The organism is Mycoplasma sp. 11548 (genome assembly GCF_055523555.1).
On record NZ_JBVFVF010000001.1, the window covers coordinates 716666 to 732206 of the forward strand.

A 15541-nucleotide genomic window follows, 5' to 3' on the forward strand; every position below is an offset into this window, starting at 1 on the left:
TGATAGCGAGATTGTTCAAATACTAAATAAAAAATTCCTTTACACAATGATAGTTATAAAGATAGAAAGAACAGGAGACTAGTATCAATGAAAAAAGAAGAATTTTTAAAGCAAAATAACATTCATCTATATGATGAACTAATTAAAAAAGTAGATAAAGACTTAAGAGAAAAAGGATTAGAGAGCATTTATAGTTCAATTGCTCTTAAGTTAGTTAATAAAAAAGGTAAATATGTAGAATTAAGCTATGACAATGTAGTTTGATATTCAGAAAAAGATATAGAGTTATTAATGAAAGGAAATTTTATAAATAAAGAAAAAGAGATAGAAAAAGATTATATAGAAATAAGTAATGTTTTATATAGACCAGAGTTTAATGCGGAGAAAAAGCTAAAGAAACAAGAAGTTAAAGAAAAACCTAATGAAGAAATACAAGATTTATATATGAAAAATTTAATTGAAAATAATCTAGATGAAGAAGAAGCAAAAGAAGAAACTATTAAGCAATCTATGATTAATGAAATAAAGAAACTTCAAGAGGAAGAAAACAAACTGGCTGTTAAAGAAAACAGAAAGCCACAACGAGTAACAAGCTCTTATTTTAGCGATTTTATTGAATGAGCAACAGACAACAAAAAAGAGATAAATATTATTACTCTTAATTTATATCATCATTTACAAGTAGAAAAAACACAGGAAAATTATTATAAATTATTGCTTGCTTCTTATGAATTAGCTAAATATCTAGAAGCGGATGGAAACTAAAATGAACTTTTTTGAAAATGAAAAAATACTAAACAGAATTTTAAAAGATTATTTTGCTAAAAAGGAAAGAAAAGATAAATATAATGAAAAATTAAATTTTTATGTACCTAAATGAGGAACCAAAGAACAAGAACAATTTTCAAAACATAATTATTCAGATCTTACTAATTCAGTTTTTTGGCTTTTGTTAGATGAATTTTGCGAAAGCAAAGAACAAAAAGAGAAAATTATCCTTGAAATACTAAGTTATTCTCTTGGTTTGGAGAAAAAAGACATGGTTTGAAAAAAAATAAATGAAAACACATATAATAACCCAATTGACGTAAAAGGTCTTAGTGAAGTAAATAATCTTCTTTATATAAATATGGATAATAAAAAATTTAATAAAGCTGAATTTGGACAAGGCCAATATGTAAAAGTATATAAACCATCATATATATTTAAAGCACATACGTACTATAACACAGGAACCTCAATGAGATTCAAAGTTTTTTGAGATATTCATAAAATTAATACCAACTCTATGCTTACATTTTCATCTAAAACATTTAAAGAATTGTTATTGAAAAATAATGTAATTGATAAAGTTCCTAGTGAACACGAAATAAATTCACAAGCTGACTGATATAGTGAAATTATTGAAATACGAAATAAAAGTATTTTGTATATTAATGAAAAATTTAATTTTTTAAATGCTATTAAATCATTTGAGACAAATTATCATAAAAAAGCTAAATCTTATGAAGATTTAAAGAACATGACATTAAAAGCTTTAGAAAAAGCTAAGTCAACAAGTTTTGTAGAAATATTTAAGAAATTTGAAATAGATCCAAATTCTAATTTTGAAGTTATTGATAATTTGTCAAAAGAGTTTAAAAAAATAAAACCATTTTTACTTGAGGAATTTAATAAAGATTTGACTTTAAGATTTAGAAAAACAGATAATTTAAAAGCTAAAGGTGTTTATTTTCCACATGCTAAGAATATAACAATAAATGTAAATCAACATAAAGATAATGATGTTCCGCATATTCAAAGTTTTATGCATGAATATGCACATCACATTGACTATGAACTTGGTAAAAAATTATATGAAAAAAATATTACACTTCCTTTTTCGTTGATAAATCCTGAATTTCAGGAATTAAAAAAAATTTATATCAATAAATTTAATGAATTAGAAAGAAAAGGAGAAATAAAAAATATTGCTCATGGTAATTTAAAAGATTATTTAACGAACCATGAAGAAATTTTCGCAAGAGGGTTTGAAAGATATTTAGTAAAAGTTGGTTTTGAAAGCTCGTTTAATAAAAGTGAAGCTTTTTTAGATGATGTTAAAGAAGATGTATTTAAATATTTAGACGAAAATACAAATAAAAGATTTTTTGATATGTATGAAAAGATATTTCATATAAATGAAAAACTCGAAAAACAAAAACAAACACAATTTGAAGAAGAAATTAATACTCATGAAGAGCAAAAAATAATTAATTACAAACAAAGTAAGTTATTTGAATTTGATGAGAATGATGCTCAAGAAGAATTAAGTGAAAAAGAAAAAATGCATATTGTTATCGAGAATAATTATGCTGAATTTAAAAAAACATTAATGAGTGAAAAAATATTTAAAGATTATTTAGAAGAAATTAATGTTAAAAAATTTAAGGATTTATACATTGAATTACACAATAATTGTAAAGAAGAAGGTCTTGAAACTGAATACTTAAAATATATACCTGATTTGACAACAAATTTAGAATTATTAAACAACATTAAAGAAGATAACTATGTAAAAATAAATAGTGAAGAAAATAAAATTAATTTAGTTTCATTAGAGGTTATTACTGATGAATATATTCAAAAAAATTTAAAAAAGCCAAACAAGCAATTTGATGAATTAGTCAAACAATTTTGCGATAAAAAAGAAACTAAAATGGAATTGAGGATCTAAAATTGAAGAAATCAAAAGAAGAATATATATGGATTAATTATTTTGATATTAATAAAGAAAATTATCAAAAAGTTAAACAGCATTGAAGAAATTTAGGATATGAATTAATTAGAAAGAAATTTAATGCTAAAAAATCATCAGGAAGTATAAGTATAAATTCAAAAGAAGTTAAAAAAGTTTTTAATGATGCTCAAAAAATTAAAAATATAAATTATGAATTTGTATATGGAGTTAGTCAAAGAATAAAAATGACTAACAAATAAGAAGATATGAAAAGGAGCTAGATAATGAATAATGATAATTATAATTTGCAAGAACAAGTATTAAAAAAATTGTTTGACGATAATATACAAGAACAAAATACAGAAAAACATAAAGCTAATTTTTTGTTTATTGGTAAAGTTAGCTCTACATTTAAAGGGAAATACTTTGACAAATTCAAAGAAAGTTATCAAGAATTTTTTGTAATTAATCTAAAGGTAAAAAATAGTTTTTATAGAATTACTTTTTTTGATAGTGAAATATTTAAGAATTTTGATGAATTACAAGATAAAGAAGTAAGAATTATAGGAGAGATAGGTGTTAGAAAAGATGCTAAAACTAATGAATATGAAACAACCTTTATTGGATCATCATTATTAAATATGTAGGAGGTTTTTATGACACAGTTAAAAGAAAATTTTATGTGTGTTCAGGTATTTGATAACGGTATGCGGAAAATAATTGGATTCTACAAAACTTTTTTTGAAGCTTCTAAAATGCTAGATTTTAATGAATTTAAAATTGAAGTCTTAAAAGTTTCGACAGCAAAAAGGAATTTTGTAACTAACGAAACTTATGCATACCAAAAGAGCCAGAAAGATAATAGGTCAAAAAGGCCATTTTAAAATGAGTAAAAAGTTTTTAACAATTTTAACTGGTATAGCTGTAGTGATATCAATATTTTTGGCATTTTATCTTTTTGCTATCAATACAACGGAGATAAGTTGAAGTTTAAAAGCAAAAAAATATGCAACAATTGGCATTATTACATTTGTAACATTAAAATGAGTTATTATTATTGTTCTTTGAAAACTGAATCGAAAGCAAAAACTATAAATTATGATATAATTTATTTATAAATAATAAATTATAAGAGGTAAAGATGAGCAGAAAAGTTAAAAAAATATTAAGTTATTCATTTACTCTTTCTAGTATAAGTAGTTTATTTTTAGTTAATTCTTGCATTCAAGTTCCAAGTTATAGAGATTTAAGAGGCGGAGGCCAACCAAGTCATGGCGGATATGAAAAAGATTCTGAAAATGATCCAGAAGTTGATAAGCAACTTTTAGCTGAAGGTAGATTATATTTTAAAGAAAATGACACTAATTATTTTTTAAAACCAAATCATAAATACTATTTTAAAGATGTTGTTTTAAATGAAAAAGATTATGATGTTGATTATTATTACACTGATAAATGAAAAGAATTAATTACCAAGCCATTTATTTCATCATTAGACGCTAAAACATTAGGCAGAGAAAAGAATCTTGTTAGTGATTGGTGAATGACAAAAGCACAAAGGGATAAATTCAAAGCAGAAATAGAAAAACGTGATGCTGAGTATGAAACTAAAAGAAATGATCCTGAATATCAAGAATGAATGAAAAATGAGTTTAGTATTGAATATTTAGTACTTGGCGAATTTTTCAGTATGATAAGAAGGTTTTTAGAAGGTGATAATAAACTTAATAACAAATCTATGAATAAACAATTTGCGCAAAAAATGATTGAATTCTTAGAAAGTTCAGATCATAAATATTTTTCTGAAATTGGATATCAAAATGAAAATGAAGAGTATTTTTATAAATATCCTGAAAAAGAAAAAGAGCATTATAAAAATAAATATGTTAGATTTTTTAAAGCAAGTCCTTATAGAGAAGCTAATGATACAATGACAAGTGTTCATTCGAAAGATAAAGATAGAAATAGAGCACAAGTTCATAAACTATGGTTTGATAATGTAATAAGCACTAATTATGATAATAATATATGAAATAATAAGGATTTTCAAATGGGAGTTTTACCATATTCATTTTCAACAAATTTCAAAATAAAAAATAGATATAGAAATTGAGTGGCTAATGCTTATGATGAAAAATATTATGGTTATATTTATAATCCACTTGATGGTCAAAAAATGCCAGAAACAGCTAATTATGGATCGCCGAATGTCTTGGATTTAGCTTTATATAGTGCTGCTAAAAATTACTTTGTAGAAGAAAGAGAAAGACAGGTTTATTTAAAGGTTTTAAAATTTCAATTAGCATTAATGGAAATGAATGAAATTTTACCTAGCGATAAAAGTATTAGCGAGTATTTATATGCTATTTCAAAAGGTGATTTAACTTTAGAAAATGAAAATTTAAATAAATATGAAAGTTTTAAAATAGTTTTAAAAGAATATGGGAAGGCTATTTTAGATTTCGTTGGATTAGATACATTTGCTTTAAATGAATCACAAATCATAAAGGATAAAGACAAAAATTATGTTATAGCTGATTTATTTGGATATTCTAGAACAGATGATTTTATGTATACATACAGATTTGTTTACAATGAACTTTTAAATACAATAATGCCATTTTATACCCTTACTGGATTAAGTGAAAACACAGAACTTAATGAAGTGCTGCTAGTTTTAAGTGATGCTAGTGATAGCGTAAGAAAAGCAGTTTATGACTATGCATTTTTTTACTTAAACTATATTTTTGAACATAGTCCAAGAGTAAAAAACAGAAATAAGATAGCAAGAATCGACACTTTTGATTATAAATTTAATTTAAAAACACAAGATTCTTTAATTGCTAAAAATAAAGTAAATACAATTTTTGAAAAAATAAAAAATATTTATAGATAGTTGCTTGAAAAAGTAATTATCTTTTTAATTTAAAAATTTGGAGGTAGATATGATAAATATTTTATTTAATGATAAATTAACAAATGCAGAGCAAAGTTTTAATAATACAGCTAGCGAAGTATGAAAAATAATGAATATAGTAGGTGGGGCTTTGTTAGGTGTTGCGGTTTTATGATGTTTAGGGGCTATTATTTTAGCTTTTGTGCAAAATTCGCAAACAACAGATCCACAAAAAAAGAAAGCAAATAACTTAAAGATTTTTTGAGCGATAGGAGCAGTTGTTTTGATTTTATTTTTCTGAGGAATTGCAGCAGTAGTAGTTAGCAGCGTTGCTTCAGCAAGACAAAACGTAAATCCTTATGTGTCTAATCAATTACTAAATAATTCAATCATTGTATTAAAAAATAATTTTATGGTAGCTTAAAAAATGTTATCAATATTAGAAATTATTTTTGAACCTTTAACTAATTTATTAGCTAAGGTTTCAGTTGGGTATTTACTTTATGCAATAATTATTTCGATATTACTTTTATGTTTAATGGTTGTATCTTTAATAATTAAGATGATATATTTATTTAGTTATGAATTCCCAAATTATTTATTATTTGGTTCAATTATTAATAATGAGGTTATCGGAGAGCGATTAATAAATATTGGTTCTGTGTGGTATCAATTCTTAATTGTATCATTAGTAATTTGAATGATTATGTTGATTTTAACTATATTAAGATTTACACTATCTGGAGCAGAAAAAGGTCACAACATCATGAAAGCCGCTTTAATTACAGCATTAAAAGGAATAGGTCTTTTGTTTGTAATACAAGGAGCAATATTTGCTTTGAATTTTGTTATATTAAGAATTACAGGTCTATTATTGGGATCGCAAGATTATAGTGGAATGTTTGTAAATAATTTTTTACAAGCTTTCTTAGCAAATGATAATTTTAATAAAGGTGAAATAGCAAAAGCTATTGGTAATGCTGACTATTCTTCTTTGGGTGCTTATTTTAGTTGAAATGTTTATAGTAATTATTTTGATTCAGTTGGCTTAATTGGTTTATTAGTAAGTGGCATTTTGGGAGCAGCATTAATTGTTATGATAGCAAAAATAATGATTAGTGTAATTTTTGATGTAATTACAAAATTATTTCAAATGATGGTCTTATTTATTTTCTTTCCATTTATTGTTCCTTGATCAATGAGTGATGGTGGAAAGAAAATTGCTATATGAAAAGATGAATATTTAGGTTCACTTTTGAGTTTAAGTGTTTATCTAATTGGTCTTAGATTAATGTTTATATTTATTGGTGCTGGTAATACATTTTTATCTAATTTTAAAAGAGATGATAGTAATATTATTTTAATCAATACCAACAATTTTACTCAACTTGCAGGAGTTTTTATCAAAACAATTTTTATGACAGGTGCTGTTTATGCATATAAAACAATTTCAAGTATGGTTATTAAATATATAGGAACAGAATTAAACACCAGAACATTTAATGCACAGAATTTTAAACAAGGACTTAGAAATATTTCAAATAAAGCACAGGGAGCTAGTCAAGGATATAAAGAAGGTAAGATAAAAGCAAATGAAGCAAAAGCAGCTTTAAGAGCCCAAGGAAGAAATATGCTAGCAGCTGGAGGCAATAATACAAAAACTCTTGCTAAAGCTGAAAGATTAATTAATGGTAAACATAGATGAGTAGATTTCAAAAATATTGGTTCTAACGTAGTAAAAGGAATGTTTACAGGAGGTAAAAAATAATATGTTACAACCTAAAAGATTAAAAGGACGTAAAACAAGATTAACAAAGTGATTAACTGTACAAAATGCATTAGAATTTTTTATAGTAGTTACAATTTCAATGGGATTAGCTAATTTAATATTTTTAGATTTAAGGATTGAATGAGCTAAATGATTAACATTTTTAATATTTGTAATATTATTTGGTATTTTAATTTTACCTTCCTCAAAAAACAATGCAAAAGTTTATAACATTTTATGAAGAGGATTTATTTTTTGGTTATCACCTAAAAAATATTCAAAAAGAAAAAGAGATAGAAAAACAAATGAACTTAATCCGTTTTCTAGATTATATGGGATAGATGTTGTTTTAAACAAAAGAGTTTTGGGAGATTCTTTAATTGCTAAAACTAATATAAATGACAATATGTTTGTTGTTTTTAAAATTCACGGAAATAATATTTGATCTGAAGATCCAGAAACACAAAGTGCTTATGTGGAGAATTTAGCGAGAAGTTTAGATATGTTTAAGAACAAATTTAGTTTTGTTTGTTTAAATGAAGATATTAACTTCAATCAAAATATAAATTTCATAAAAACCAAAAACATAAAAGAAGAATATAAAGAATACATTAATAACAATATTAATGATTTTGAAAATATTAAAGCAAACTCTGAAGTTAATAATTATTATTTAATTATTAATGCACCTAATTTTGAATTATTAGCAACTGAGGCAGAAGGCATTTTCAATTATTTTAATGCTTCAAAAATAGGTTTAGAAAAAGTTGAAGGTGTTGATTTATTAAAATTTTTAAACAAATATAGAAGTTTTGGGGTAACTGATAAAGATATCGAAAAATATTTTGAAGAAAACAAAGATAAATTTTTTATTGAAGAAAATGTAGATTTCTTAGATGAATTATTTAACTATAATGAAGTAATTTTTAATAAGAAATACATAAAAATTAACGATAAATTTATGTCTATTAAAGCAATTAGCAAGTTGCCTACAACATTAGAAAATGGGTGAATAAATGATATTTTAAATACAAAATCAAAAGTTATTTGAAATAATTATCCATATACAGATTTTGATAAAACAAATAAATTATTAGATAAAGCTAAAATGAATATTGATAATGATTTAATTACAGATGAAAAAATCACACAAATTGCTAGACACCAAAAAGATGATGCAGCAGTTTTAGAATTAATTAATCAAATAAATTTAGATGAATACTCACTTTTAGATGTAAATTTCTTAATTATAAATGAAGCTAATACTTTACAAGAATTAAAAGAAATAGAAGAACAAAATGAACAAATTTTAAGAAAAAATAGAATATTACTTAATAATTTAACATTCCAGCAATTTGAAGCTTTTGTAGATAGTTCATTAAGTATAAATTATAAATTAGATAAAGAAGCTTATCAAATGAGTTCGTTAAATTTAGCTGGTGGTTATCCATTCATAACAGAAACGTTGAATGATAATAAAAATTTATTGTTAGGAATTACAGAAAATTTAAATCCTATTAGCTTAGATATATTTGATTTAAAACATTTAAATAGATCTAATCATAATATGATAATTTTAGGGACAAGTGGAATGGGTAAATCAACATTAGTTCAAAAAATTATTGCTTCAAACTTAGCAATTAATAATAAAGCAATTATTATTGATCCGCAAGACGAATATTCATCTTTTGCATCAAAATTTAAAGGTTCAATTGTTGATATGGGTTCAGGTATAAATACAACTTTTAATATTTTACAAATAAGAAATGCTATTAAAGATGATGTTGAAAATATAGATATTAAATTATTAATAAATGCTCATTTATCATTCTTAGAAAAGTTTTTTAATATTATGTGAAATTTACCGCAAATTGAATGAAGCTTTTTACAAAAACTTTTAAAAGATTTTTATGAAGAAAATGGTATTTATAATCTTAAAAACATCAAAGAAATTAAGGATGAAGAATGAAAAACAATCTCAGATTTTATAACATATATGAAGAAATATAATTGTAAAGCCTTATATGATGTAAAAAGAAAAGAAGAACTTTTAAATAGATTTGTTGAATTATTTATGTTTAACTTCGAAGATAACGGGAGATATCAAAATTTATTTAATGGAATAACTAATTTAAAACTTGAAAATGATTTAATTGTCTTTAATATGAAAAACCTTGTTGATACAAGTGACACAATTTCAGCAAGATTAGGTATTTTAATTGTTCTAAATATATGTAATGAAATTATTTATGATAATTTTGTTCAAAATGAAAAAAATAAATTGAAATATATGACTGAAAATAATTTAAAACTCTTATCAGCTGAAGAAATAGATAAATTGATTACTAGAACTATTTTAACTATTGATGAAGAACATATTTATATTGATGCAAATAACCAAACAACTCTGGATTACATTACTCAAATTACTAAAACAATTAGGAAATTTGATGGTTCTACAATACACACAACACAAAATCCTAGTGATTATAAAACAAGCCCATTAGTAGTTGAAAGTGCTTCAAGAATTATTCAAAATTGTAATTATTCTGTATTTTTTGGTTTAAAAGATGCTGATATTGAAGCAGTACAACTTTTATATAAAAATTCATCTCAATTATTAAAAAATGAAATAATGTATTTAGCTCAAAAACAAAAAGGAAAAGTTTTATTAAGTGTAGATAATAATACAAGACTAAAATTAAGGCTTTACTACTCAGAATATGAAAAAGAATTATTTTTTAAGAAGGGATATTAATGGCAAGAAAAACAAAATTAGAAAAAATTTCAGATAAAGCTTTAAATGAAGGTTTAGTAATACAAACTCGTATAACAGATAGTAATGATATTACTAAGTATTTACAATGAAAATTGGAAATGGAAAATAACAAAAAAACTGCTTATGGTGAAATAAGAAATATCATTATGAAAGAAGTTAATAATACTTCTAAAAAAGATGCCTTTCGAAAAACAAAAGATGATTTATTTTATTATTTAAGAAAAGCAATATTTGCTTCAATGGCACCTTTTAAGCAAGATATAGATAATACTATTTTAGATATTAAATTAGAACAAAATATTATTAATAAAAAATTAGATCTACTAATAAATTTAGTCGCTCGTGAATTTGATGTTGAGAAAGATTTAGTAGAAATTTCAGGAAGTTTATTAAAAGAGAACAAATATTTCAAAGATATTAAAGACTTATTAGAAAAAGATAATGAAGCTTTAATGAAAAAAATTGCAAAAGCAAATAAAAAATACCAAGAAACATTTGGAAGATATCATCAAACAGAATTTGAAAATGATGAAAATATAATTGATGATATTTATAGTGAGGTAGAGGATGAAAAAGAGAAAAATATTTAAAAATATACTAATAGGGGCAAGTAATGTCTCTATTTTATCTTTACCTTTTTTATCTGTTTCAAATGTAACTGTAAATAAACAAAAAAATTCTAACAAACATATCGAGAATAATTGAAATACTTGAAAAATAAGCTATTATAACTTATTTGATAGTAATGGCAATATAAAGCAATTTAATAATATAGTAAATGCTGGTCAAAGTTTAAACTTTTTAGATAACTTAAATTACACTAAAAATTATAGTAATTCTATTGCTTTTAGTTCATCAAATCCAGGTGTTTTTTGACCACAAGGATATAAGCAAGGCTATATAAATCATACTTCATTAGATGATGTAAGATTTTTTAATTTATCAAACAAATCTACAAATAAAAGAATTAACGGAAGCGATATATCTAAAAATGGTTTAATAAATTATTCTCGAATTTGAACAAAACCACACCATTATTATTCGCCAGCAAGTAATTATTATTATTTCAAGGACAGATATAAAGAATATGATTTAAGTAGGTTTACAAATAGTAATAATCAAGTTAAAACACAATTTAGTAGCTTTATTCAAAGTGTAAGACCAATTGAACGAAGTTATAACAGTACTTGATATGAAACAAGATATACATTTAATTTAAGAGAATTTGAGAATTATGTATTATCAAAAAATACTAATATAAGAACCTTAGAGCATTTTGCAAATATCAATAATTGAAAATACAAAGAAGCTCCAAATGGAGTTATAGGAACAAGAAGAATTAGTTCAAACTCTTATTACCCAGTTGCAGGAAGAGTTGAAAATGTTTATTGAACAGAAAGAGAAGTTGCACAAAACTTTTATGTTGATAAAACAAATAATAAAATATATTTAGCAAATAATCATTTAAATAGAGATTTATTTTTTGGTTCTACCTTATCAAACCAAACTCAAAATGAAATGATTAAATATAATAACGGTGTTGTTTATCATAAAAACTTATTATATTTTAATTCTCAAGCTAATAATTATTTAAACCAAAATTTTAGTTTTAGTGATGTTGAAAAAACTGTGAACTTTAATATAAATTATTTAGAAATAATAGATCAAAATGAAGATACTAATTCTTTTAACTTTAATACACATGACAAAAGATGACAAACAATTAATATTACAGAAAACACTACTACAAATATTTCATTTAATAAAATTTATGGAATACCTAAGGAACAATTTAAATTTTTAATATATGTATTAGCTAATTTTAATAATGTTGATCATGATTATAGGATATTTAAAAGTTGAATAAACTCTAACAATGATATTATTTTAGTTTCGGATTCGGGTAAAGATTCAAATCTAGATGATAATATTGATAAAACAATATTCGTGGGCAGCAAAACTAACAAAGAAAAATTAGATGAACTAATACAAAATAAAAATTTTAAATTAAATTATAAAGGGTTAGAAATTAGTTTTGAATATGTTTATAATATTGTTTTAAACAATAAAAAAAATATTAATTTAAGCGTAAGAATTAATGATATTAAGTACAATGGAATTAGTTATAAAACTAGACTTACAAATAATGTAATTAGTGATTTAAATAGGAATAAATTTACTTTTTTTGATAATACAAACTATTCAAAAAATATACCTTTTATAATGCTTTCAATGCTACAAAGTTATTTTAGTGATTCAGGAGTTTTATTAAATAGTGACGTTAAAATAAAAACAGAGAGTTCTGATTTATTTAAAAGAACTAGTGGTAGTTTAAATATTTCTCAAAAATTACAATTTAATACAAGTTATGTAATTAATAAGAATTTTAATTTATTAAATTTAAAAAACGAAAGAAATAGTCATAATCAATTAGTTTTGGACAAATTAGTAAGAATAGAGAATGCTGATCATACTAAAAACTATGGAGGTAAATTTTCTGTAAATGCTCCGGTTACTTTGAAATATGAAGCGGATTTAGAAGAAACAGAAATTGTATTTGTAAATAAAAGACGTGTTGATGTTTTAAATAGACGTTTTAGTTACAATATGCTAGATAATAGAAGTGATATAAATGATAATCAGAGAATTAAATTTGATGAAAATGATGAAAATGATGTGAATGACGAAAACTCACACAAGAAAAATGAATATCTCATTGAAGTTGTAAAATATCAAAAAGGTTCAAACAACACCATTATAGAAAATACATATAAAATCGTGCTAGTAATTAATTCTTTTGATTTAAATCAAAAAATTAAATTTTATGCATGAGATCCTGAAAATAATAAAGATCATAAAGATTTAATCAGTAAATATCTTTATAATGAAATTGGGGCTATTAAAGATAAAGATGGTAATCCTATTCCAAATCCAAAATATGATCCTTATATTGATGCAAATACTGGAACAAAAAAAGAAATTGTTTATATTGATAATTCTCTTTTTTCAGATACAGTATTAGAAAGAATGCATTTTCTATATCCTAAATTAGATATTAATTTTAAATATGGAGTTATAGCAGAAGCTAGTGTTTTAGGTAAAGGAGCTTTAAGGAATTTATTCGCTAATAATTATGATAAAGTTGAAAATTATTTTGTTATTAAATTATTATCAAAAGAAGGTGAAACATATAATAATCTTGAAGTACCTGAAATTAATGAGATAGATGCATTAAAAGGCCAAAGCCAGGCTTCTTATATGTCTAATGAAGGGATATATGTTATTATAGCGAACTCCGAAAGTAATATAAGCAACATACAACTTATACTAGTGGATAAAGACAACAAACCAAATAGTTATTTCTTAGAGGAAATTAAAAACAGAAATATTAAAATTAATTTTCAAGGTCTTGACTCAAAAGTCGATTTATCTGATTTTATTTTTAATTTTTGAGATATTAAAAATAATTTATTAGCAAATTCATTTTTAACATATCTCATTGATAATAAAGGATTATTTAGAGAAACAGCAACTAATTTAAATTATGATGATATTAGGAAATATTATTTAGAATTTATTAATAGTAATTTATATGCTATAAAGGATTATAACGAAGCTTTAAGCCATAATATTTTTGGAAATACAAGTAATTGAAAAAAGCTATCATTAAATGGTTTAGTTAAAGAACAAAAAGATTTAATTATAGAAAAAGTAAAATCCTTTGTTATTAAAGAAATTGATAAATATACTAATTCAAACAAAATGAAACCACTTATTTATGATAAGGATTATTATATAGAAGAATTTACAAGTTCAAGAAGTACTGAATTATTTATAGAAGAGGCCGGAAAGGTCGAAATTGAACAAGAAGGTCAAGAAGACTATTTAACAAAAAATATTAATATTAGAGGAATAGGTAAATATAGAAATTCTAATTTAAGATTTGAGTATGATAATCATGCAAATCAAATTATTTATCCTCCAATAGATATTAAAGACATATTTAATGGGCTTAATTTCAATAACGTTATCAATGTGGCCAAAAAAGAAGTTAGAAAAGAACTTGAAATTGATGCTGGAGTTGATGAAGAATTAGTAGACAGAGTTTATGAAACTAAAATAAAAGAAGCTATTATTAAAGTAATAGTAGATTATTTAAAAGAATATAATGTTAAATCTCCGATAAAAATCAATTTAAATAAAGATATAGAAATAAGCAATTTAGATACTGTCATAGCTAAATTGAAAAATAATAATAGTGATGTTTATTTAAATTTAATTGGTAAAAATGCCAATATTTTAAATAATAAAGAGATTGTGTTTAGAAATGTAGGAAAGAATGATATTGTTAATTTAAATGATTTAACAAGCTTATTACTAAGTAAACAAAAATCTTTAAATGAAGATAGGCTTTTTGATGTTAAAGACAAAGCAATTAAATTCATTAATGAAACAGCGAATGAGATTAACTTAAGAGAATATCAAGATTACTTAATATTTGGAAATAATAGCTTTATTTATTGATTAGATTTATTAATTGATTTCGAAAACACGGAACTTAAAAGTGAATCACTCAAATTAAAAATAAAAGAAGCAAAAGAATGAATAGAAAACAACAAATTTATTGATAAGGAGAAATCTTTATTAATACCATTTATACCAACTAAAATAGAAGAAATAAATAAGTTAAATAAACATAAAGAAACTATTTTAGAAAGTCTAAATGATAAACTTTTAGAAAACGTAGTTTTTTATAAGAGTTTTATAATCTTACCGATCAAACAAAAATCATTTAATTATGGATATGGTGGTATAGCTAATTACTATTCAAGGTCAAAAAGTAATGAGTTTAATGAATCAGGATTGCCAATCGATAAAAAACCAAAAACAATAACTAACATTAATAAAGATCTAGAAATTAATGAATCAGGATTACCAATCGAAAGAAATCCAGAAACAATAACTAATATTAATGACAATCCAAAAGTTAATGAAGAAGATATAGAAAAAACAATTCAAAAAGATATAGAAAATAACAAAAGTAATAAGCCCGTGACAAACAAAGCTGATGAAGAAAAAGTTAAACAAACAAAAAGAATAGTAGGATATAGTTTTTTAGGTTTAGGAATTATAGCATCTTTGATTTCATTAATTTTTGTAGCTAAAATTTTAGCTAAAAAATGAGGTTGAAAATTAGGTGTAAAACTTCCTAAATTTATGAATAAACAAAGGGTTAAATAATTTACATTGAAATAAAATCGTAGCTATATTCTATATAAGTTTTTCCATTTTTATCAATTGATAATAACTTATTAAATAATATATTTTATAAATAGAGCATTAGATATTTTAATTTGAAAAATTTAATATAAAAAATAA

Annotated in this window: 11 protein-coding genes; all 11 read left to right on the forward strand. The window is 23.3% G+C overall.

Annotated elements, in window-relative coordinates:
* The first annotated feature begins 87 nt into the window (after nucleotides 1–87).
* The 11 genes from AC0B4K_RS02885 (at nucleotide 88) to AC0B4K_RS02935 (ending at nucleotide 15403) form a co-directional block, all read left to right on the forward strand.
* A complete protein-coding gene (locus AC0B4K_RS02885; RefSeq protein ID WP_465103381.1) occupies nucleotides 88–765 on the forward strand; it encodes a hypothetical protein in 678 nt (225 codons plus the stop codon).
* Nucleotides 755–2716, forward strand: coding sequence for a hypothetical protein (locus AC0B4K_RS02890; RefSeq protein ID WP_465103382.1), 1962 nt, complete (start codon nucleotides 755–757; stop codon nucleotides 2714–2716). Before AC0B4K_RS02885 ends, AC0B4K_RS02890 begins: the two co-directional genes overlap by 11 nt.
* A gap of 2 nt (nucleotides 2717–2718) precedes the next feature.
* The gene (locus tag AC0B4K_RS02895; protein ID WP_465102040.1) at nucleotides 2719–2979 is read left to right on the forward strand and encodes a hypothetical protein; all 261 of its coding nucleotides are present in this window, start codon (nucleotides 2719–2721) and stop codon (nucleotides 2977–2979) included.
* A 24-nt stretch (nucleotides 2980–3003) separates the two neighbouring features.
* A complete protein-coding gene (locus AC0B4K_RS02900; RefSeq protein WP_465103383.1) occupies nucleotides 3004–3366 on the forward strand; it encodes a hypothetical protein in 363 nt (120 codons plus the stop codon).
* A gap of 9 nt (nucleotides 3367–3375) precedes the next feature.
* Nucleotides 3376–3603 (forward strand): hypothetical protein, encoded by a 228-nt coding sequence (locus AC0B4K_RS02905; protein ID WP_465103384.1) that lies wholly within the window; start codon nucleotides 3376–3378, stop codon nucleotides 3601–3603.
* 257 nt (nucleotides 3604–3860) lie between these two features.
* Nucleotides 3861–5615, forward strand: a complete 1755-nt coding sequence (locus tag AC0B4K_RS02910; RefSeq protein WP_465103735.1) for a CDS14 family ICE transfer lipoprotein — start codon at nucleotides 3861–3863, stop codon at nucleotides 5613–5615.
* Between the two features lie 49 nt (nucleotides 5616–5664).
* Complete coding sequence (locus tag AC0B4K_RS02915; RefSeq protein ID WP_465103386.1) at nucleotides 5665–6039, forward strand: Mbov_0395 family pilin-like conjugal transfer protein; 375 nt, start codon at nucleotides 5665–5667, stop codon at nucleotides 6037–6039.
* A gap of 3 nt (nucleotides 6040–6042) precedes the next feature.
* A complete protein-coding gene (locus AC0B4K_RS02920; protein WP_465103387.1) occupies nucleotides 6043–7383 on the forward strand; it encodes an Mbov_0396 family ICE element transmembrane protein in 1341 nt (446 codons plus the stop codon).
* 1 nt (nucleotide 7384) lies between these two features.
* Entirely contained in the window at nucleotides 7385–10141 is a 2757-nt protein-coding gene (locus tag AC0B4K_RS02925; RefSeq protein WP_465103388.1) for an Mbov_0397 family ICE element conjugal transfer ATPase, read from the forward strand.
* A complete protein-coding gene (locus tag AC0B4K_RS02930; RefSeq protein ID WP_465103389.1) occupies nucleotides 10141–10752 on the forward strand; it encodes an Mbov_0398 family ICE element protein in 612 nt (203 codons plus the stop codon). The genes AC0B4K_RS02925 and AC0B4K_RS02930 overlap by 1 nt, the downstream gene beginning before the upstream one ends.
* Nucleotides 10730–15403 carry an Mbov_0399 family ICE element protein gene (locus AC0B4K_RS02935; RefSeq protein WP_465103390.1) on the forward strand — a complete coding sequence of 1558 codons (4674 nt, stop codon included), beginning with the start codon at nucleotides 10730–10732 and terminating at the stop codon, nucleotides 15401–15403. The genes AC0B4K_RS02930 and AC0B4K_RS02935 overlap by 23 nt, the downstream gene beginning before the upstream one ends.
* Nucleotides 15404–15541 lie beyond the last annotated feature (138 nt).